The sequence below is a fragment of the Planctomycetota bacterium genome (assembly GCA_021414025.1).
GTDB lineage: Bacteria > Planctomycetota > Phycisphaerae > Phycisphaerales > SM1A02 > SYAC01.
This window is the reverse complement of the sequence record JAIOPG010000002.1, coordinates 550,243-571,255: the sequence shown is the minus strand read 5'-3', so window position 1 is coordinate 571,255 and position 21,013 is coordinate 550,243. Positions and strand designations below refer to the sequence as shown.

At 60.2% G+C, this 21,013-nt stretch carries 14 protein-coding genes; 6 read left to right on the top strand and 8 right to left on the bottom strand.

Features of this window, described 5'->3' with window-relative positions:
- Positions 1-22: 22 nt before the first annotated feature.
- Positions 23-1,267: a homogentisate 1,2-dioxygenase gene (locus K8R92_03165; protein ID MCE9618891.1), complete on the top strand. Its 1,245-nt coding sequence runs from the start codon at positions 23-25 to the stop codon at positions 1,265-1,267.
- 4 nt (positions 1,268-1,271) lie between these two features.
- Positions 1,272-1,835 (top strand): DUF192 domain-containing protein, encoded by a 564-nt coding sequence (locus K8R92_03160; protein ID MCE9618890.1) that lies wholly within the window; start codon positions 1,272-1,274, stop codon positions 1,833-1,835.
- On the opposite strand, the gene fahA is transcribed toward K8R92_03160, so the two are convergent.
- Together fahA and K8R92_03150 are read right to left on the bottom strand one after the other, a co-directional pair.
- A complete protein-coding gene (gene fahA / locus K8R92_03155; protein ID MCE9618889.1) occupies positions 1,836-3,125 on the bottom strand; it encodes a fumarylacetoacetase in 1,290 nt (429 codons plus the stop codon).
- A gap of 37 nt (positions 3,126-3,162) precedes the next feature.
- Positions 3,163-4,089 carry a hypothetical protein gene (locus tag K8R92_03150; GenBank protein MCE9618888.1) on the bottom strand — a complete coding sequence of 309 codons (927 nt, stop codon included), beginning with the start codon at positions 4,087-4,089 and terminating at the stop codon, positions 3,163-3,165.
- Between the two features lie 65 nt (positions 4,090-4,154).
- Between K8R92_03150 and K8R92_03145 the strand changes: the two genes are divergently transcribed.
- The gene (locus tag K8R92_03145) at positions 4,155-4,562 is read left to right on the top strand and encodes a hypothetical protein (protein ID MCE9618887.1); all 408 of its coding nucleotides are present in this window, start codon (positions 4,155-4,157) and stop codon (positions 4,560-4,562) included.
- On the opposite strand, the gene hemW is transcribed toward K8R92_03145, so the two are convergent.
- Positions 4,559-5,779 carry a radical SAM family heme chaperone HemW gene (gene hemW, locus K8R92_03140; protein MCE9618886.1) on the bottom strand — a complete coding sequence of 407 codons (1,221 nt, stop codon included), beginning with the start codon at positions 5,777-5,779 and terminating at the stop codon, positions 4,559-4,561. The two genes, K8R92_03145 and hemW, sit on opposite strands and share 4 nt — an antisense overlap.
- Positions 5,780-5,857: 78 nt before the next feature.
- Between hemW and K8R92_03135 the strand changes: the two genes are divergently transcribed.
- From K8R92_03135 to K8R92_03125, 3 genes are all read left to right on the top strand, one after another.
- A complete protein-coding gene (locus K8R92_03135) occupies positions 5,858-7,183 on the top strand; it encodes an adenylosuccinate synthase (protein MCE9618885.1) in 1,326 nt (441 codons plus the stop codon).
- A gap of 18 nt (positions 7,184-7,201) precedes the next feature.
- Entirely contained in the window at positions 7,202-7,987 is a 786-nt protein-coding gene (gene uppS / locus K8R92_03130) for a di-trans,poly-cis-decaprenylcistransferase (protein ID MCE9618884.1), read from the top strand.
- Positions 7,988-8,104: 117 nt separating this feature from the next.
- Positions 8,105-8,878 carry an SIMPL domain-containing protein gene (locus tag K8R92_03125; GenBank protein MCE9618883.1) on the top strand — a complete coding sequence of 258 codons (774 nt, stop codon included), beginning with the start codon at positions 8,105-8,107 and terminating at the stop codon, positions 8,876-8,878.
- Positions 8,879-8,884: 6 nt separating this feature from the next.
- Here the strand turns inward: K8R92_03125 and K8R92_03120 are convergent, their stop codons facing one another.
- From K8R92_03120 to K8R92_03100, 5 genes are all read right to left on the bottom strand, one after another.
- The gene (locus K8R92_03120; GenBank protein MCE9618882.1) at positions 8,885-13,837 is read right to left on the bottom strand and encodes a hypothetical protein; all 4,953 of its coding nucleotides are present in this window, start codon (positions 13,835-13,837) and stop codon (positions 8,885-8,887) included.
- A 175-nt stretch (positions 13,838-14,012) separates the two neighbouring features.
- Positions 14,013-15,086: an alpha-hydroxy-acid oxidizing protein gene (locus K8R92_03115; GenBank protein MCE9618881.1), complete on the bottom strand. Its 1,074-nt coding sequence runs from the start codon at positions 15,084-15,086 to the stop codon at positions 14,013-14,015.
- Positions 15,083-18,169: a PAS domain S-box protein gene (locus K8R92_03110; protein MCE9618880.1), complete on the bottom strand. Its 3,087-nt coding sequence runs from the start codon at positions 18,167-18,169 to the stop codon at positions 15,083-15,085. Before K8R92_03110 ends, K8R92_03115 begins: the two co-directional genes overlap by 4 nt.
- On the bottom strand, positions 18,166-18,723 hold the full coding sequence (locus K8R92_03105; GenBank protein ID MCE9618879.1) for a hypothetical protein: 558 nt from the start codon (positions 18,721-18,723) through the stop codon (positions 18,166-18,168). Before K8R92_03105 ends, K8R92_03110 begins: the two co-directional genes overlap by 4 nt.
- A complete protein-coding gene (locus tag K8R92_03100) occupies positions 18,720-21,008 on the bottom strand; it encodes a cytochrome c oxidase assembly protein (protein ID MCE9618878.1) in 2,289 nt (762 codons plus the stop codon). The genes K8R92_03105 and K8R92_03100 overlap by 4 nt, the downstream gene beginning before the upstream one ends.
- Positions 21,009-21,013 lie beyond the last annotated feature (5 nt).

Genomic DNA, 21,013 nt, shown 5'->3' with positions numbered 1-21,013 from the left:
CGCGGTTTCGTACACTCTCGCCATGGCGTACTACACCTCGATGGGACAAGTGCCGGCCAAGCGGCACATCCAGTTCCGCAGACCCGACGGAGCGCTCTACTCGGAGGAAGTCTTCGGCACCGAGGGGTTCTCCGGCCCCACCAGCACGCTCTACCACATCCATCCGCCGACGCAGGTGATCGGCTGGGAGACGCTCTACGAAACCAAGCCCGTCTATGTCGAGCAGAGCGTGATGCGCATGCGCCACGTGAAGACCGCGGCGATGCCTCCCAAGGGCGACCCGGTGACCGGTCGCGTGATTCTCTTCGGCAACTGCGACGTGGAGATGTTCGTCTGCGTCCCCGCCGAGACGATGCCCTACCACTTCAAGAACGCCCAGGGCGACGAGTGCCTCTTCATTCATTTCGGCAGCGGCACGCTGGAGACCACCTTCGGCACGCTGAAATTCGGCCCGAAGGATTACCTGATCATTCCCAAGGGCGTGATCTACAAGATGACTTTCGACAAGCCCAAGGCGGGCGAGCCCCATCCGCGCTTTGTGGGCTTCGAAACCGCAAACGGAAGCCACATCCTGCCGCCGCCGCGCTACATCTCCAAGGCCACGGCGCAGTTCCTGGAGCATGCCCCCTACTGCGAGCGCGACCTGCGCCTGCCGCAGGAGCCGCTGCACTTCGACAAGGATGGCAAGTTCGAGGTGCGCATCAAGAGCCGCGACCAGGTGCACCGCTACTTCTACAAGCACCATCCCTGCGATGTGATCGGATGGGACGGCTGCTACTACCCCTACGCGTTCAACATCGACGACTTCAGCCCGATCGTGGGCAAGCACCACATGCCGCCCCCGACGCACCAGACCTTCGAGGGGCACAACTTCGTGATCTGCTCGTTCTGTCCGCGGCTGCTGGATTTCCATCCGCAGGCAATTCCGGTTCCCTACAACCACTCCAACCTGGACTCCGACGAGGTGCTCTACTACGTGCACGGCAACTACAAGGCCCGCAAGGGCATCGAGGTTTCTTCGGTCACGCTGCATCCGCAGGGCATTCCGCATGGGCCGCATCCCGGCACGATCGAGAAGAGCCTGGGCGCGACGGTGACCGACGAGCTCGCCGTGATGTGCGACACCTTCCGGCCGCTCTTTCCGACCAAGGCGGCGCTGGATCTGGACGATCTGGCCTATCCGCGCAGCTGGGAAGAGGAGCATTTCACCAAGGCGGCGCCCGAGGCCAAACCCAAAGGACCCACCAGTGCGAACACTTGGGATTAACGCCATGAAATTGTCGATCAAAATCGGAATCATCGCCCTGCTGACCGCGTCCATCGCGGGGTTCGTGGCACTGGACAACTCGAAGCAGTCGACCGCGACGGGAGCGGCGAAGCCGCAGACCAGCGTGCGCAAGGCTCCGTCAGGGCTGCCGCTGGAGATGGTCACCATCGGCGGAAAGAAATACGAGCTGGAGGTCGCCGCCAACGACGCCAGCCGCATGCGCGGGCTGAGCCACCGCGCCAGCATTCCTGCGGGCACGGGGATGATCTTCGTCCACAGGGTCTCCGACATGCTGAGCTACTGGATGGTTGATTGCCTGATTGACATGGACATCGCCTACCTCGACCGCAACGGCAAGGTGGTGTCGATCTACACGATGAAGGTCGAGCCGCCGAGGGCCGCCACCGAGAGCGAAGAGGCTTATCACCTGCGGTTGAAACACTATCCCTCTGCGGACGACGCCATCTACGCGCTCGAGTTGCCTGCGGGCGAGTACGCGAAGCTCGGCGTGAAACCCGGCGACACGATCGCGCTGGACCACGCCAAGTTCAAGAGCTATTTGCACTGATTACTTCGCAGCCAGGATTTGCCCGCGGCATTCGCCCAGGCCAATGCGCGGCAGATTGTTCTTTGCGTCGAGCCAGCCCCGAATGACCACTTCATCACCATCGTCGAGGAACTTGCGCGTGCTGCCATCGGGAAGCGCAAGCGGTTCCGACCCTCGCCAAGTGCGCTCAAGCATGCAGCCGCGACTCTCAGGAGTTGTGCCGCTCACCGTACCGCTGCCCAGCAGATCACCGGCATTCATCGGGCAACCTGTCGAAGTGTGGTGCGCCAGCATCTGCGCCAGCGTCCAGTACATGTCGCGATAGGAACCGCGGCTGATCTCGAAAGGCGCTGACTTTTTCTCGCGCATCGATGCCGTGAGGATCGACACCGACAGCTTCAAGTCGAAAGTGAAGTCGTCCTTCCAGGTCAGGTAGGGAAGATTCGCCGGTGCATCCTTCTCGCGGACCGGGCCGCGCTCGAACCAGGGCTCGACCGCGTCAAGCGTGACGATCCAGGGCGAGACGGTGGTCGCGAAGTTCTTCGCATTGAAGGGACCCAGCGGCTGGTACTCCCACTTCTGGACATCGCGGGCGCTCCAGTCGTTGATCAGGCAGATGCCGAACAGGTGCTCGCGCGTGCGTTGAATGTCGATGCGCTCGCCGATCGCGTTGCCCTTCCCGACATAGACGCCCACCTCAAGCTCATAGTCCAGCAGCTTCGACGGACCGAAACTTGGCGGGCCATCGTCGGTCGCGGAGGTCTGCCCCATCGGCCGGCGAAACTCCGTGCCACTGACGACAATAGAGCTGGCCCGGCCGTGGTAGCCCACCGGCAGATGCCGCCAGTTGGGCAGCAGAGGATTGTCCGGGCGGAACATCTTGCCGACATTCGTGGCGTGGTGAATGCTGGCGTAGAAGTCGGTGTAGTCGCCAATCTGCGCAGGCAGCTTCATGGCGACCGCGCTCGCAGGAAGCACGATCTCCCCCGCCTTGGGATGGTCTTGCAACGATCGCTCTTCGCTCGACAAGAGCTTGGCGATGTGCGTTCTCGCCAGCTTCCATTGCGGCACTCCCAGGCTCATGAATGCGTTCAGCGAACACTCGCGAAGTGCGCCCTGCACACTGGCGGGCAACTCGGCAAGCAATCCATGCCCCAACGCCTCATGCACATCGAACACTTGGTCGCCGATCGCCACCCCGATGCGCGTGCCGTTGCTTCGATCGGCACGCGTGAAGCAACCCCATGGAAGATTCGCCAATGGGAAGTCGCAATCTTTCGCTTGCGCCGATTCGACCCAACTAGTTTTCATGAAGGCTGCTCCACGGACGATTCCAACCCGCGTGCGTTCATGAAGCGGTCTCTTCTTGTCGAATCAAGCCGAGACGATTCAGTTCCTCGACCGGTTCCTCGAAGGAGCAACTGCCGATGGCACGGAAGAACTTCTTGCGCGCCTCTTGGATCTGCTTCAGCGACAACTTGTAGTCCTTGTACTTCAGTCCTTCAGGACCAAACTTGAACTGCTTTTCGTCAGCCTCGACCAGCACTTGAACCAGCTTTTCGCCCTTGGCCATCTCGTGATAGCGCAGACACGCGCCGACAACCACGTTGAAGAATCCGAACTGCTCGCAGCCGACGCTCTTGGCCATGTGGCGCACCGGATGGTGCAGCCCCGCCGTTGCCTTCATCGGCGCCTTGGTCGCGGCCGCCGCTTCGATGAATACCGCAAGAGCTTCCGGCGTTGGATGTGCATTCGGCTTCATTCCGCCAGTGCGGATCTTGGCCCCCGCGTCGAAACCACCCAGTGCCGCGATCATGCCGCGCGGGTCCTTCTCCCAGGGAATCTCCACCCAGGCCTCGAACTCGTCGGGTATGAGCTCCATCATCTCGGTGATCATCTCACTGTTGGTGGCCTTGGTCTCGATCGCCTCGATGTGGACCGGCGTGCCGCCTTTCTTCTTGTAGAAGGCGTTGAACTCGTCGATCTGCTCCAGGTCGCGTTCCAATTCGGGGTCGTCCAGCGCGGAAACGATTGCCGAGATCCGCCAGGTGTTCGAGTTGCCCTCGCCGGCGGACTTGGGCCAGAGCGGCGACGCGCACTTCTCGAACTCGGAGAGCCGCTTGGCCGGCACCGCGATGCGCGAGAGCAGCCATCGCTCCGGCGTCTGGCGGTGAGCCGCGAACATCTCCACCGTCTTCTGCATCGGCAGCGCGGCGGGCGGGAACAATCCCGCATAGTCGATCACACCTTCGAGCAGTCGTCTGAGGCCAATCATGAGAATGAGAGTAAACGAATTTCGGATCCCTGCGAAGGTTCAAAATCGCCCGCTATCATCCGGTCATGCTTCAGTGGGCGCGGGTCACGGACTTCCTTCTTCGACTGTCGCACAGGCCCGGAGAATTGGCGCGGCTGGCCACGCAGTTGCGCGAGGCAGACGTGGAGATCCTTGGCATGTGGGGGCCGGTCATTGGGCGGGCTTCCGTGGGATTCCATTGCATTCCCGAGCGGGCCGACCAGTTCCGCTCCTTCGCCCGCGACGCCGACATGCTGGTCACCGAGGCCAACGCCTTTCTCATCAAGGACAAGGCCAACGGCGGCAGTTTCGTGGCCCGGCTGGATTCGATCGCTGGGGCCGGCATCAACATCGAGATCATCCAGAGCCTCACCATCGACGGGTCGCTGGCGGCAGTCATCTGGGTGGATGAAACCGATGAATCCCGCTTGATGGAAGTGCTTTCGCGGACCTAAAGTAAAGCCATCGCGACTTCGCTTGCCAGCATGCGGCCGCGGGCCGTAAGGCGAAGCTTGTCGCCTGCCCATTCGAGCAAACCTTCAGCGAGATGTTGCGCGATCGCGATTCGGCGCACGGTGGAGCGCTCACCGAGGGCGAGCAGTTGCTCGACGCGCTCGCTGGGCATTCCCTCCAGCAGGCGCAATCCCATCATGAAGGCCTCACCGACCTGGCCGTCGATCTCGAGGCTCTCCACATCCTGCACAGGGGCGAAGTCATTGGTCTCGAGCCAGTCGGAAAGCCGCGGCACATTGCGCCAGCGCAGTCCGTCCGCGTGACCACTGGCCGCGGGACCGGCGGCAAACCAATTTGAATTCTTCCAGTAGAGCAAGTTGTGCTTGCAGGCATGGCCGGGCTTGGCCCAGTTGGAAATCTCGTAGTGCTCGTAGCCGGCGGCACCGAGCATGCTCGCCGCGAGTTCGTGCATTTCCACTTCAAGCTCTTCGCTGACCGCCGCAACTTCGCCGCGATGATGGCGCACACCCAGCGGCGTATTGGACTCATACATCAGCCCGTAGCAGGACATGTGCTCGGGATGCAATTCAAGCGTGGCTTCCAGGTCGCGTCGCCACATTTCGATTGAAGCACCCGGAACGGCGTAGATCAGGTCGAGATTGATGCTGTTGATCCCCGCTTTTCGCAGCCGCCCCACGGCTCGGCCGACTGAAGCGGGGTCATGCGTTCGCTCCAGCGCCTTGAGCAACTCCGGTTGAAAGCTCTGGGCGCCCAGCGAGACCCGCGTGACTTTGTGCTTGGCCAGCGTTGCGGCGATCTCCTCGCTCACGGTTTCCGGGTTCGCCTCCACGGTCCACTCGGCGCCGGCCTGCCACTTCAATTTGCCGCGAATGGCCGAGAGCATCCGGTCGAGCAGGTCCGCCCGCAGCATGGTCGGCGTGCCGCCGCCGACAAATAGCGTCTGCAATTCTCCGCGCTGCACCCGCGCCCATGCATCGAGCTCATTTTCCATTCGGGCCACGAAGGGCTCCTGCCGATCCTCGGAGTCGACGAAGGAATAGAAGTCGCAGTAGTGACACTTGTGCCGACAGAACGGGACATGCACATAGAGGCCATCGCCGCGCACACCATCCCCAGGCAGGACTTGCTTCAAGTCCGCGGGCTGGGCTGCGTTGGTCGGGGCGACGGTGAGCTTCACGCGTCCACGATAGACGCTCACGCTCAAAACAAGAACTAACGATTTTGCCCCGTGTGACAGTCGCCCAAGTCGAAGGCGTTCCCGTAGTAGCATGACCCCGTGAACGAATCGAAAAACACCGCGGTCGTCGGCCTTCAATGGGGGGACGAAGGCAAAGGCAAGATCGTCGACCTTCTGACCAGCCAGCACGATGTCATCGTGCGCTACAACGGCGGCGCCAACGCCGGCCACAGCGTGGTGGTGGGCAAGGATCGCTACGCACTGCACCTGGTGCCCAGCGGCATCCTGCACCCGGACAAGTCCTGCGTGATCGGCAATGGCGTGGTCGTGGATCCGGAGAAGCTGCTCGAGGAAATCGACGGTCTTCGCAAGCGCGGCGTGCGCGTAGCCGACAATCTGCAGGTCAGCGACCGGGCCCACGCGGTGCTGCCCTACCACAAGGAGCAGGATGCGGCGCTGGAGGAATATCTGGCGGGCGTCACCGAGAATGACGCTGGAAGCCTGGCGATCGGCACCACGCGGCGCGGCATCGGCCCGGCCTACGGCGACAAGATCAATCGCTCCACCGCGATTCGCATGGGCGATCTGCTGGACCCAACCTATTTGCAGGAGCGGCTCCGGGTGATTTGCCGTCTGCGGACCAAGGAACTTCAAGCTCTCGGCGTGAAGGCGCCGCCGCTTGATGCCGACGCGCTAGCCACGCGCTTTGCGAAAGCCGGCGAGTCGCTTCGCCCGCACATCAAGGACACGGTCTACGGCCTGCACGACTCCATCAAGGCGGGCAAGCGCATCCTCTTCGAGGGAGCCAACGCCTGTCTGCTCGACATCGACCATGGCACTTATCCCTTCGTGACCAGCAGCAATTGCTCCACGCTGGGCATTCCGCCAGGCACGGGTCTGCCCGGCAGTTCGATCCACCGAGTACTGGGAATCATGAAGGCTTACTCGACGCGGGTCGGCGCCGGACCATTCACGACTGAGCTGCTGGACGAGATCGGCCAGGGCATCCGCGATCGAGGCCGCGAATATGGAACGACTACGGGTAGGCCGCGGCGCATCGGCTGGCTCGACCTGGTCGCCGTCCGCTACGCGGCAATGATCTGCGGAGCCACCGGCGTGGCCTGCACCTTGCTGGATGTGCTCAGCGGCGTCAAGGAGCTGAAGATTTGCACCAAATATCGCCTGCCCGACGGCCGCGAAACCGACCGCTTCATTCCCGACGCCCGACGTCTTCAGGGGGTCACGGCCATCTATGAAACATTGCCGGGCTGGAGCGAACCCATCAATGAAGCCGCCGAACGATCCCAGTTGCCGGCCAATGCCCGCAAATACCTGGAGCGCATCGAGGCCTACCTGAAGATTCCGATCGAGATGGTCGGCGTCGGCCCCGAGCGAACCCAGACGCTTGTCGCCGCCGGCACCTAGTCGGCATACCATCGAACCATGAGTCCGACCACGGCCAAACCCGCGACTGCAATTTCCGGCACGCGGCCCAACCCGCTGGTGCCCAGGCACATCGCCATCATCATGGATGGCAATGGCCGATGGGCGGAGGCCCGCGGACTGGTGCGCGAGCTCGGCCACAAGGCGGGCAGCAAGACCGTGCGCGAGATCACCGAAAGCTGCGCCAAGCGCGGCATCCAGGCCCTCACCCTCTACTCCTTCTCCAGCGAAAACTGGAAACGGCCGCAAGCGGAGATCGCCGCCCTGATGCAGCTGCTGCGCGAGCACCTCAAGGGGGAGCTGCCGACGATGCTCACCAACAACATCCGCTTCCGGCGGATCGGCCGGCGCGAGGGGCTGCATGCGGATGTGCTGGCACTTCTGGATGACACTGAGAAGGCCACCGCTCATTGCGGCGGCTTAACCCTTTGCCTTGCCTTGAATTACGGAGCCAGGGCGGAGTTGGCCGATGCCTGCAGAGTTCTGGCACAGAAGGCCAAGGATGGAGCGATCACGGTCGATTCCATTTCAGAGTCGGTCATTTCCCAGCACCTCTTCACCGCGGGGCTTCCCGATCCGGACCTCCTGATTCGCACGGCCGGCGAGATGCGCGTGAGCAACTTCCTGCTCTGGCAGATTTCCTACGCCGAATTCCATGTGACGCAGACCCTCTGGCCGGACTTCGGCGAGAAGGACCTGGAGATCGCCCTGCAGGATTTCGCCAACCGCCGCCGGACCTACGGCGGGCTCACCAGCGATGTGGCCGAGAGCGCCCCCGCCGGTTGAGACTTTTTTTGAAATCAGATTGATTTTCATTTACCTGCTGAGGGTAAATCTCTACGATCATCGCCCCGTTCGACAAGGTCGTTGAACGCTTCAAAATCTTTCGCAAAGGACTGCGTCATGAAATCAACTTTCCTGTCTCGTTTTCCGCCGCTGGTCAAGAACTTCGGGCTCGGCATGTTTCTGCTCGGCGCCACGCTCGCACTGGGCGTGGTGCTCTCTTCGCAGGCCGTCGGGCAGGCGATCGCCTCGCACAGCAAATCGGGTCGCACGATCCACGTGAAGGGAGTGGCCGAGGTCATGATGCTCTCCGACAAGGGCAATTGGCGCGGCAGTGTCTGCGCCAAGGGCGCGGCACCCGCCGAGTGCTTCGCCAAGCTCGACGCCTCGATGAACAAGGTCCAGTCACTGATTCGCACCAATCAGTTTCCAACCGAGGAGATTTCGCTCGACGAACTGACCCTGACCACGGTCTATGTCAAGAACGACAAAGGCGTCGCCCTGAGCGCGGTCGACCACTACGTTGCCTCGCAGGAAATTTCCGTCGCCTCGACGCGCGTCGAGGCATTGCGTGATTTGCAGCGCAAGGCCGCCGACCTGCAGAAGGATGGCGTGACGATCACTTCCTACGACCCCTCCTACACCTGCAGCACGATCGACAGCGTCAAAATGGATCTGCTGGAGAAGGCGACGCAGAATGGATATGACCGCGCGATGGTCTTGGCCAAGGGCTCGGGCAGCAAGGTCGGCACGCTCGCCAACGCGTCGCAGGGCGTTTTCCAGATTGTGCCCTATGGCTCCAATGAAGTGTCCGACTACGGCCTGAACGACACTTCGTCCATCAAGAAGTCGGCCAAGGCCGTGGTGAGCATGGAGTATTTCATCGAGCGGTGAATTCGTTCACGGGCACGGTCCGAAATCGAGCAACACGAGTCCGATGTCACCACCATCAACTTCACCTGATCCATCCAGGTCGGTGGAGCAGCCGTTGCATGGTCCAAAATCAAGAAGGATCAGACCAATGTCTCCACCATCAACTTCGCCCGAGCCGTCAAGGTCGGACGGGCACGGTACAGAGGGAGATTGGATTCCAAGAGTGTGACCAAATCCGGCTGCAACTGCTTTGCAGGCTCCAAGATTAGGCGGCACTATTGATTGGCCGTAATTTTGGAAACTCGTTCCCCAAGCCACGACCGTTCCATCATCCCTAATTACCACGGTGTGATCTGAACCTGCGGCAATTGCTTTGCAAGTCCCCAGATTTGCTGGCACGTTACATTGACCCCACATGTTGCTACCCCATGCGACGACCGTTCCGTCTTCTTTTAGAGCCACTGAGTGTCCCCCTCCCGCAGCTACTGCCTTACAGGGCCCAAGATTCACGGGCACATTGCATTGACCCAAGTAGTTGTTACCCCAGGCAACGACTGTTCCGATTTCCTTTAGTGCCAAAGTATGATTACCGCCTGCTGAAATTGCTTTACAGACACCCGGCGATACTGGCACCGTGGATTGTTGGTAGCCGTTGTCACCCCAAATAACAATGGCTCCATCTTCCCGAATTGCAACTGTATGGTAATTACCTGCTGCAATAGCTTTACAGACCCCAAGAGGCGCAGGTATATCGCATTGTCCCGAGTAGTTGTCACCCCAAGCAACTACGGTTCCATTTTCAGTTAGAGCCACAGTGTGGTACTCACCTGCAGCAATTGCCTTACAAGCACCAAGATTTACTGGCACATTACATTGCCCGTAGCTATTTGCACCCCAACACACAACACTTCCATTTTCTTGCAGCGCTACGGTGTGCCCACCGTAATAATTATTCCCGCCAGCAGCAACTGCCTTACAAGCACCCAGATTCACGGGTACGTTAGTTTCTCCGTAGCCGTTGTACCCCCATGCCACTACATTTCCATCTTCAAGGATTGCAACCGTGTGGTCAAATCCTGCAGCGATAGCTTTACAAGGTCCGAGATTTGGCGGCACTATTGAGTGGCCGTCATTTTGGTAACCCGTTCCCCAAGCCACGACCGTGCCATCCTCCTTAATTGCAACCGAATGGAAACTCCCTGCAGCAATTGCCTTACACACACCAAGGGTTGCTGGCACATCGCATTGACCGGAGTAGTTGTCACCCCAAGCCACTACTGTTCCATTTTCCCGCAAAGCGACGTTATGCCCTCCTATAGAGTTATATTGGAGACCCGCAACAATTGCCTTGCAAGCTCCAAGAGTTTCTGGCACATCGCATTGACCGGAGTAGTTGTTTCCCCAAGCCAGAACTATTCCATTTTCCTGCAACGCAACGGTGTGGTTTCCCGCCGCAACTGCTTTGCAAGCCGCAGGTGATACCGGCACTTTGGCTTGACCCTCACTGTTGTTTCCCCATCCCACAACTATTCCACTTTCTTGTAATGCGACAGTATGGTCAGAACCAGTTGCAATTGCTTTGCAAGGACCAAGAGTTGCAGGAACATCGCATTTACCGGCATAATCATCACCCCAAGCCACAACGGTTCCATTGTCCTGAATAGCTGCAGAATGGATGTTGCCTGCAGCAATTGCTTTACAAGGACCAAGATTTGCAGAAACAATGGATTGGCCGTAGTTGTAACCAGAAATTGCGCCCCAACCCACGACTTTCCCATCTTCCTGAATTGCAAGAGAGTGATAGGAGCCCGCAGCAACCGCTTTACATGGACCAAGAGTTGCAGGAACGAGTGATTGGCCGTAGTTAGGATAATCCGAATTTGTCATTCCTGCACCCCAAGCTACGACAGTCCCATTTTCCAATGGCGCGAATCCTGCCCATCCAGAATGCATGTTTTGTAATACGACAGATATAGACCCAGGGGGTATCTCATCCAGTCGAAACGAAAGCGTGTGTGTTGTTCCCGGGTTTAAATCAGTATCGCATTGTAAGTTCTGTATAGTAACACCGGGCTTCATCAAACTCGGCTCAAATTTTAGCAACTCTTCTCCGTCAACGTATGCAGTGAATACTCCAGCATCACCCAAGAATCCAAGTTCGAACTGAACAATGTTCGTCTTAAATGAGGGAGTAAATTGAATGCTAATCCATGCTGATTCCGGCACAGGCCTTCCCGGAATTGTCAAAGAACAACCGTTTGCCGTGACTGCCACTGCATTTCCAGGACTAGTAGTGAATGGGACACCCGCCACAGCAATAGATTCGTTAATGCGAAATTGAAATGATGCAGTCGCATCCGGTGGCGCAACCAAATCTGCCCCCCCCAAAGCAACGTTCGCACCACGTATATATCTGTCGTCCGCTACAGTCGATCCCCATGCCGAACCCAATTTCTCTTTGCTTAAGCCAAAGCCGTACGGGGCATAGGTCTGGAATGGCGGATCGTAGCACCAATACCGTATGCCGCAGGAAGAGCACCCTAATTCGGAGGTTTCACCCGTGATTGAGTATCGGTAGAACTTGTGTGGCCAAGAGTGCGTCGAGAGACATACAGGCGAATACGACTGATCCAATTCGGTAATATCGACATTATGGCATAATGGAAGTACCGCTTCTGTATATAGATATGTCGAGCATTGATCATGATATATGTCTCCATAAGGGCCATAGCACTCTGAATCCCTTGGTTCTTTTGAGTAATATTGATCCGACCAATTTGCATTCGCTCCGTATATTTGTCCGGTCCAAAGCCCTTCCCATATTCCTGTATATGCATCTAGATAAGTTGTATGAATCACCGTATTTGTTGGAGTGGAATATGGATCCCCATCTGGATGTTTGATCCAGAATGCTGCCGTGGCAATGACCATAGCACCAGCGCTGTGGCCGATTAAATGAACATGGTCGTAATGCCCCGCTGCTATTGCTTTTCCAACATAAGTACCTTGCGTAGCTGCATACGAAAGCACGGATCCAACTCCATGATTTGACTCTTGAGTCCAGTTGTGAGCAACCACTTGCCAATCTGATCCGAGCTGAGAACGAATCCTATCTGCCATTGCTTTCCAAACACCGCGATAAGCATCGTCACTTGTATTGCGTCCATGGACAATTTCAACAAGGTTTTTTTGGGTTGGAGTTGGAGGATCCTGCGGGATACATATGGTCGGCAGAGGCTTGCTGTGGGCTGCCGGCTCGGACAATCCAGGGACATTTATACAAGCTCCACCGTCACTATTATATTTGGAACAGTCAAAGTTAATTGAGACCCCGTTGTACCAGTAGTAGCCATTGTCGCAATATGCATCACTTGCCCAGGCTGCCGGCGCACAATTACCATTGCAGTCACGAATCTCTCCTGCTGGGCAGTCAGAAGTAATGCAAATATTTTCAGGTATTACAACGCTAATTGTATTTGAATCTGTTGATCCGATAGTATTTGTTGCGCGCACCATATAGGAGTATGTTTGTCCGGCAATCAAATTAGCATTGTTGAGAAACGTCAATCCCGTGGTAGACGCATAGGGGCTGCCATTGCGAAACATGGTATAAGTCGCCGCACCACTTGAGGCCGTCCAACCGAGAGGAATTGCGGGTTTTGCGGGAGGGGTGGGGTCGCAAATTGGCGTCGGAGTTGATAGTGTAAAATTTCCGGGCAGATTCGTAGCTGAACATATATTGGCCGGAATAGTGACGACAATCGCATTTGAGTCAGTAGACCCGAATGAGTTAGTCGCGCGCACCGTGTAGGTGTATGTTTGCCCCGGTGACAGATTGATCTGGTTGTAGAAATATTGTTGTGTTTGGTTTTGGCTATACGGAACGCCATCACGCCACACCTGATAAGTCGCTACGCCGCTCGAGGCTGTCCAGTTTAAATCGATCTCTGGTGTCGCAGGCGGATCAAAATTGCAAAATGGCGTTTGATTCGATAGCGTGAAGTTTCCAGGCAAATTTGCGGATGCACAAATATTTACTGGGATATCGACGCTGATGGTGTTAGAGTCAGTGGACCCAGAGGCGTTCGTCGCGCGCACTTTGTAGGTGTATGTTTGCCCCGCCGTCATGTTTGCATTGTTGTAAAATGTAAGCCCAGTAATGGATGAAGCGTAAAGGCTGCTGTTGCGATAAACGGCGTAAGTTGTCGCTCCATTCGATTGGGTCCAATTGAGTGTAATTGCCGGGTTTGCAGGCGGAGTGGTGTCGCAGATCGGAGTCTGATTCGATAGCGTGAAGTTTCCAGGCAAATTTGCGGATGCACAAATATTTACCGGGACATCGATGCTGATGGTGTTGGAGTCGGTGGACCCAGAGGCGTTCGTCGCGCGCACTTTGTAGGTGTACGTTTGCCCCGCCGTCAAGTTGGCATTGTTGTAAAACGTGAGCCCAGTAATGGATGAAGCGTAAAGGCTTCCGTTGCGATAGACGGCGTAAGTTGTCGCTCCATTCGATTGGGTCCAATTGAGTGTAATTGCTGGGTTTGCAGGCGGAGTGGTGTCGCAGATCGGAGTCTGATTCGATAGCGTGAAGTTTCCAGGCAAATTTGCGGATGCACAAATATTTACCGGGACATCGACGCTGATGGTGTTGGAGTCGGTGGACCCAGAGGCGTTCGTCGCGCGCACTTTGTAGGTGTACGTTTGCCCCGCCGTCAGGTTGGCATTGTTGTAAAATGTAAGCCCAGTAATGGATGAAGCGTAAAGGCTGCCGTTGCGATAGACGGCGTAAGTTGTCGCTCCATTCGATTGAGTCCAATTGAGTCTGATTGCCGGATTTGCGGGTGGTGTGGTGTCGCAAATCGGCGCTTCGTTTGAAAGCGTAAATGAGCCAGGCGGTGCGGCGAATGCGCTGGTCAAAATAAATAGACACACTACGACCGCGACAATCCAACTGGATACTTTGGCTATTGAAAGCTGCATTAGTTACTTCCTCCGGATGAAATCCCCACATCAAACATGGGACAAGCTTCGCTACGGCACATCATGTCCTCAGAACCATACTCAAGCAAGGCAAATGTGGCGTTTTCCAGAAGTAAATTGTGATATCCATGACAAACTGTGGTCGCCCTGGGTTGCAAATTGCCAACGGCGCCAGTTAAAACTTATTGAGGATCAAATCCCTGGTGACTGCCGCGAGATCGGCGCAACCTGACAAGGCCATCGCCAGGTCGAATTCCTGTTTGAGAATCTGCAGCACGCGGGCCACCCCCGCTTCGCCGCCCGCCGCCAGACCCCAAAGCACGGGCCGCCCGACCATGACGGCATGAGCGCCAAGAGCCAAAGCCCGCAGCATGTCAGGACCGCGGCGGATGCCGCCGTCGACAATGATTTTTCCGCGGTTCCCCGCGCGCTCCGCGATCTCAGGCAGCGCTTCGGCGGTCGGCGCTGCGCCATCGAGCTGGCGGCCGCCATGGTTGCTCACCACCACGGCGCTGGCGCCGGAGTCGAAGGCACGCACCGCGTCATCGCCGCGCATGATGCCCTTCACCATGACCGGAATCTTCACCGACTGCCGGATCAGATCGAGATCCATCCAGGTCAGCGAGGCGTCGATGGTCCAGCCCAGCGATTCGCCGATGCCGCGGCCGGCGTGCCCACTCGGCTGGCCGGGCCGTTGCAGATGGACGATCGACATGCCCTCGGGAACATGGAAACCATTGTGGATGTCGCGCTCGCGCACTCCCCACACCGGCGTGTCCGCCGTCACCATCAGCGCCTTGCAGCCCGCGGCCTCCGCTCGCTGCGCCAGGGACTTGGTGAAACCGCGATCGCTTGAGATGTAGATCTGCATCACCACGTCCCCACGTGAGGCCTTCACCACATCCTCGACACAGCGGGTCGAAAGGCTCGAGAGCACCATGGGAACGCCCGCCTTTGCGGCAGCTCGCGCGGTGGCGACCTCTCCTTCCGGATCGGCCATGCACTGCATCGCGGTCGGCGCGATCAGCAGTGGAAAGGACATTTGCATGCCAAGCAACTCGCTGGCGGCAGATCGCCGCGACACGTCGACGAAGACCCGGGGAAGCAGGCGGATCTCGCTCCAGGCGGTTACGTTTGCCTTCACCGTCCACTCGCCCCACGCGCCGGAGCGGTAGTAGTCAAAGGCCTTTCGCTTCAGGCGATCCTTGGCGACGGCCTCGAAACTTTCGATGTTGAGATGGGAGTTCATGTTGGCTGGCCCGCGGTTTTCATGATCTCGTTGAGCAACGAGTCGAACATGAAGGGCTTCTGCAGGCGACTCGCGGGCACGCCCAGATCCACCTCCTCCGCGGCGGCGCTGACCAGCAGGATCACCGGTGGCATGGTCTTCAGGCTCGCCTTGATCTTCTTCAGGATGGCGCCCGACTGCCCGGTCACGCTCTCCTCGTCCAGCACGACCACGCACCCCGAGCCCATGCGCCGCACCGCGGCTTCCAAATCGCGGTCGCTTTCCACGGTGACCACGCGATGGCCGCTGGCCTGCAAGGCTTCGACCAACATTGGTCGCAGCAGCGGATGGCTCTCCGCCAGCACGATGGGGAGGCGCTCCTGGCTGTAGGACTCCCGCGCTGCGGGAATGGAGAGGCAGAAGACCGTGCCCTCGGCGGTTGATGAGACTTGCGCATGACCGCCGGCGGATTCGGCGAATCGCTTCACCGCGGCCAGTCCCATCGCGGTTCGTCCGCGCAACGAACCGTCGGGGGCGAGGGCATCGAACGCGTGCTGCTGCTGATCGGCGCTCAATGGCGCTCCGCGATCAACGCACTCCACCCGCACCAGCGGCTCCGAGCCTTCGATCGTCTGGGCAATCCGCATGGTGATCATGCCGTTGTTGGCCAGTGCTTCTGAGGCGCGCATCAAAAGGTTCAAGATCGCCTGCTGCAGTCGGCTTGAATCAACGGCGACGCGCTCGCGACCGTCGGTGAGGTCCTCAACAGCGACGGTGATGGTGCGCGGCAGGTTCGGCGCGAGCAGGCGCACGGCCTCGCGCACCGCGTCGCTCACCACGATCGGCCGCGGCGGCTCGCCGACTTCGCCGCCCTCGCCAAGCAGAATCAAGTTGCGGCTCATGGCTTTCGCACGAGCGACCGCGAGTTGGATCACCTCAAGACTCTCCACCGCCTTCGCAGGCACTCCTGTGGTGATGTTGGCCAGCGACGCATGCGCGCGGATGACCGAAAGCACGCTATCGAGCTCCTGGGCAAAGCCGCTGGCGAGAAGACCCAGCGATTCCATGCGCTCGGCGGCGCCCAGGCTCGCCTCAAGCCCGCGCCGCTCGGTGATGTCGGTCTGCGTTCCGGTGACGCGCACCGCCTTCATTCCCTCCACGCGCTCGACCACCTTGCCGCGGTCCAACACCCATCGCCACGAACCATCGCTGGCGCGGCGCCGATGCTCCGACTCGTAGCGCGGCGTCTTGCCCGCCAGATGCTCCTGCCAGGACTGTTTCACGCGCGGCGCGTCGTCGGGATGGATCAGCGGATTCACATCGGGCGTGGAGACCGGCGCCTCGCCCGACTTGTAGCCGAGCATTGTGGAGCAGCGGTCGCTCACCACGCTCATGCCGCCGTCGAGCCGGTAATCCCAGAAGCCGTCGGTGCTCGCCTCGATGACCAGCTTCAATCGCTCCTCGCTGGCCTTCACCGCAGTCTCGCTGCGGCGGCGGTCGGAGATGTCGCGGATGAACGCGCTGAATCCGCCCACATATTTTCCGGCGTGGGGGCTCACCGCCAGTTCGACTGGGAACTTTGTGCCGGCGCGGTTCATTGCCATGATCTCGATGCGCTTGCCCAGGATCGGACCCACCCCCTCAGCGTGGTAGCGGCGCATGCCCTCCTGATGGGCCTTCACCAAATCGGGCGGGATGATGGTCTCCTCCAGGCGCATGCCCTTGGCCTCGGCGCTGCTCCAGCCGAAGAGCAGTTCCGCCTGCTTGTTCCAGAGGACGATCTTGCCCTCCACGTCGATCGTGACAAGCGCGTCCAGCGCCGTGTCGACGACGGTCTTGAGCAGGTCGCCGGTCGCCTCCGCCGCCGCCTCGGCCTGGCGCTGCGCGGTGACGTCCAGGGCGATGCCGCGGGCGCCGACGATGGCTCCGGCCTCGTCGCGCAGCGGTCCCGCCGACTGGATGAATCGGGTGGTTCCCGCGATCAATTCACCGGCGACGCTTTCGCCGGCCAGCGCCTTCTGCACGTGGATCTTCGCGTTGGGGTCGGAGCGAAGAATCTCTTCCACCTTCTGCCCGACCACATCGCCGGACTTCAATCCCAGCGACGCCAGCCCCTTGCCTTCGCAGACCGTGAAGCGCCCCTCGCGGTCGGTCTGCCAGAGAATCAGCGGAATCGCCTGGATCGTGGAGCGCAGACTGGACTCGCTCAAGTCCAGATCGGCTTGCAACTGGTGCAGGTCGATCGCCAGGCGGACCAGCGCCGACAATTCCTCGATCACCTTCAGCTCGGCGCGGTTGGGTCCGCGGCGCACAGGAAGATGAAACTCCAGGATGGCGCGCACCGCGGACTTGCGCGAGTCGCAGATGGGAACGCTCCAGACGGTGACCAGGCCGTGGCTGCGCAGGCGCTTGGAATAGTTCTTCCAGCGCGGATCCTGATCGAGCTCATTGGCGACGACCATCTTCCCGGTGCTGCGGGCCACCAGTCCCGGCGCCGCGTCGGGAGAATCCTGAAAGGAGGCGAGCAGGCCGCGAATGTCGCCGGGCAGCGTGGCGCGAAGGCCGCTGCCGATGTCCCCCTGCTCCGAGACCGGCGTCAGGAGGCAGAAGACCTCGCTGGGCAGCACCTTCTCCGAAAATGTTGCGACCGCATCGAGCGTGTCGGGCAGCGTGGCGCGCTGCGCCGCCAGTTGCAGGATCTGGCGCTGAGCCGTGAGCAGCTCGTTCTCGACGGCGAAGCTGGTGCTGGGACGGATGGCCAGGCCCGCCACGGTTTCGCCGTCGCTGCGCAGCCCAACTTCAATGGCGTAGAGCACGCCCTCCACATGGACCGAGGCCTCATCGGCCTGGGTGTGCTCGAGATCCAGCAACAGCGGCGGCAGTGGCGAGCCGGACTTCGAGAGCTGGTCGAGCCATGGGAATGCCGGATGAACCCCCATGGGAAAGACTTCGCTCAGCGATCGCCCCTGCAATTCGCGTTGCGGTCGGCCCAGATATTTGGCGGCGCCCATGCTCAGCGCGATGATGAAGCCGGACCCGTCGATCAGGAGCACTTCGAGCGCGTCGCTCTCGGATGGCGTGGAGATGTCGGCGGGTGGTGTCACGGTCGAAGTTCGATCTCAGGCGGGGTTCGCCGCACGGAGAATACTCCGTCGGCGGCTTCATAATGCTTGGCATGGCGGCGGGCCGATTGCCGGACGAGCAGGAGCAAGGCGAAGGGAACCCACGAGAGCAGCCACGGCCAGTGGCTTTCCCATCGCGGCGGAGTCGGCGCCACCATCACCTCGCCGGAAATCTCGAAGGAGCCATAAGCCGTGATCGACTGCACCGAGATCTTCCAGAGTGCGGGGTCGTCGCATTGAATGATGGCGCGAAGACCGAGTCCGTCGGGGTCCGGCGCCATTGCGCACTGGATCGGTGCGCCGCCCAGAGCGCTGGTCGCGCTCAGGGTGCATTCGACCAGCTCAAGCCTGGGGCTGGCGCGCACGATGATTTTGACGGGGCCCACGCATGGCTGCGATGGATTCACCATCAGGACGACGCGATCCTCACCGATCGCCTTGATAGCGATGACCTGCCCGCCGTCGGCGGCGGCGCGGGGCGCGAGCATGCCCAGAAACAGGGCTGATGCGATGGCGATGGTGGCGCGACGTCTCATGATGGGATCAGCCCCCTCATTTGCATCGGTTGCAGGACGATCCAGGCGCCCAGCATCCACCAGGCCAATGCCGCGCCCAGCTCGCACCAGGCGAGTGCCGCCACCGAGCGCACCCTCGGCAGCGATCCGTTGGACAAACCGAGTGATCGCTCGGAGCGGATCCACACCAGCGTCATCGAGACCAGCAGCCCCGCTCCCAGCAGGCAGAGCTGCGCGGGAAGAAGCCAGGAAGGCATGACCGCGCAGCAATTGGCGCTCCACTGGGGCTCGCCGAATCCGGAAACATTCATGTCAAGCATGGCCCGTTGAAGCGGCGGCCAGGCGGAACGGAACCCCGTTGCGAGATGAAAGCCGAGATGCGCCACCCACATGGCGATGGCCAGCGGCAGCAGCTCCAGCGTCAGATGGGCGAAGCGAATGCGAAACTGTTCCTTGCGCATCAGCGAGCCGATCCCCGCCGCGATCAGCAATGGAAGCGCGATCAATGCCATGGAAGCTATGACCACGGCGATGACCGCAATGACATTGGAACCCAATCGTTCACTGCACTCCGCGACGAATTCCAGCATCGGCTCGGTCATGGTGAGGGCGTTGGCGAAAGCGCCCACCGCGAGCATCGCCAGAAGCGCGGCGAAGTCGGCGCGCTTGGCCATGAGGCCGATGCTCGATCGCCAGCGATCCTGAACCAGCTCCGCGAAGGGAACCCGCGTAAGCAGGCCGATGTTGTCGTGCGGGCAGGCCGAGACGCAGTCCAGGCAGAAGGTGCAATCCAGGTTGCCGACTTTTTTTGGCAGAAACAATCCGGTGCCGCAGCCGGGCGAGGACGCATTGCCGCGCAGGCAATCATGCGTCTGACATGTCTGGCACACATCCTCGGCGCGGATCCGCACCTCCATCGGACTCGCCGTGCTCATGGCCATCTGGTATTGGCCGATCGGACAGATCCACTTGCAGAAGGACGCTCCTTCGAAAAGCAGATCGATGGCGGTTGCGGCCATGAAGTAGCCGGCGATGATCCACGCCGTCGCGAAACTCGAATCCCAGAGCGACCAGATTTCGTAGCACAGCAGCCATGCTCCAATCAACGCAAGCGCAATCCACTTGGTGGAGATCGCCCGCGGCCAGCGGAAGCGCGGCGTGATCCAGCGGCGCAGGAAATTCCGCGGCGCGATCAGCGGGCAGGCCATGCAGGCCAGGTTGCCGACCGCGATCATCGACACCGCGGTCAGACCCCGCCAATGCGTCCAAGTCCAGGTGCCCGCCAGGTTGGTCGAGGCCTCGCGCGGGCCAAGCCATCCATCGATGCAGATGGCGGCTGCTCCCGCGAACATCACCCAGCGCAATCCGCCGCGCGCGTTGGCGGACTTCAGGATGGCGCCCAGCAGCGGGATCTCAATCGCGTCAAAGGGCGATCGCTTTCTGCGGCGGCCCGCGACCTGGAGAATCGGCAAGGCAAACGACCGCGCTTGCACCGTGCGCGGTCGCGAGAGCGTGTTGAACATGATCACTGCAGCGGGAACCAGATACACCAATTGCCCCGGGATCCACATGATGGCCGCGGCGGCCTGCTGATCGGCCAGCGCCGTGACACCGAATGTCGGCGCCGTCGCTTCGTACCACGGGTAGATGGCCCCCGACGCGAAGGCGAGGACCGCGGCGACGATGGTGTTGGCCATATCGGCGCTCAACAGATAGACCGGAATCGCCCAGCGCGGCCAGGGATTGCGCCACGGATAGGGCTCAACGACGCACCACCAGAACAGCAGGCCGCCCCAGAGGAAGCACGCATGCTCCACGATGTGCAACGCCGGAACTTCCAGCGCCAACTGATACATCACCGGCAGATGCCAGCCCCAGGTGAGCAGCACCATCGCCAGCCATCCGGTGACAGGATGAGTCAAGCCGCGGCCAAACTTCTGGACGCGCGGCCACGCCAGCAGCGGACCGAGTCCGTCGCGGCTCATCCAGCGCGGCAGCCCTGCGAGCAAGGGCGACATCGGCCAGCCCAGCAGCAGCAGCGGCGGCGCGATCATGGTCAGCAGGAAATGCTGCGTCATGTGCGCCGAGAGGAGCCAGGAAGCCATCGCGTCAATGGGTGACTGCAGCGCGATCCACATCGCGGCGATGCCCGCCGAGAAGAACAGGGCATGCCTGAGCGACCAGCGCTGCGGCATCGCATGGTGCAGGCGGCGCCAACCGCGCCAATAGAGCGCCAGCAGCAGAATCGCCACGAGTGTGAAAGGCGAGAGGACGCTCCACGCCGACCAGAGGGTGGCGCGCTCCATCGGCG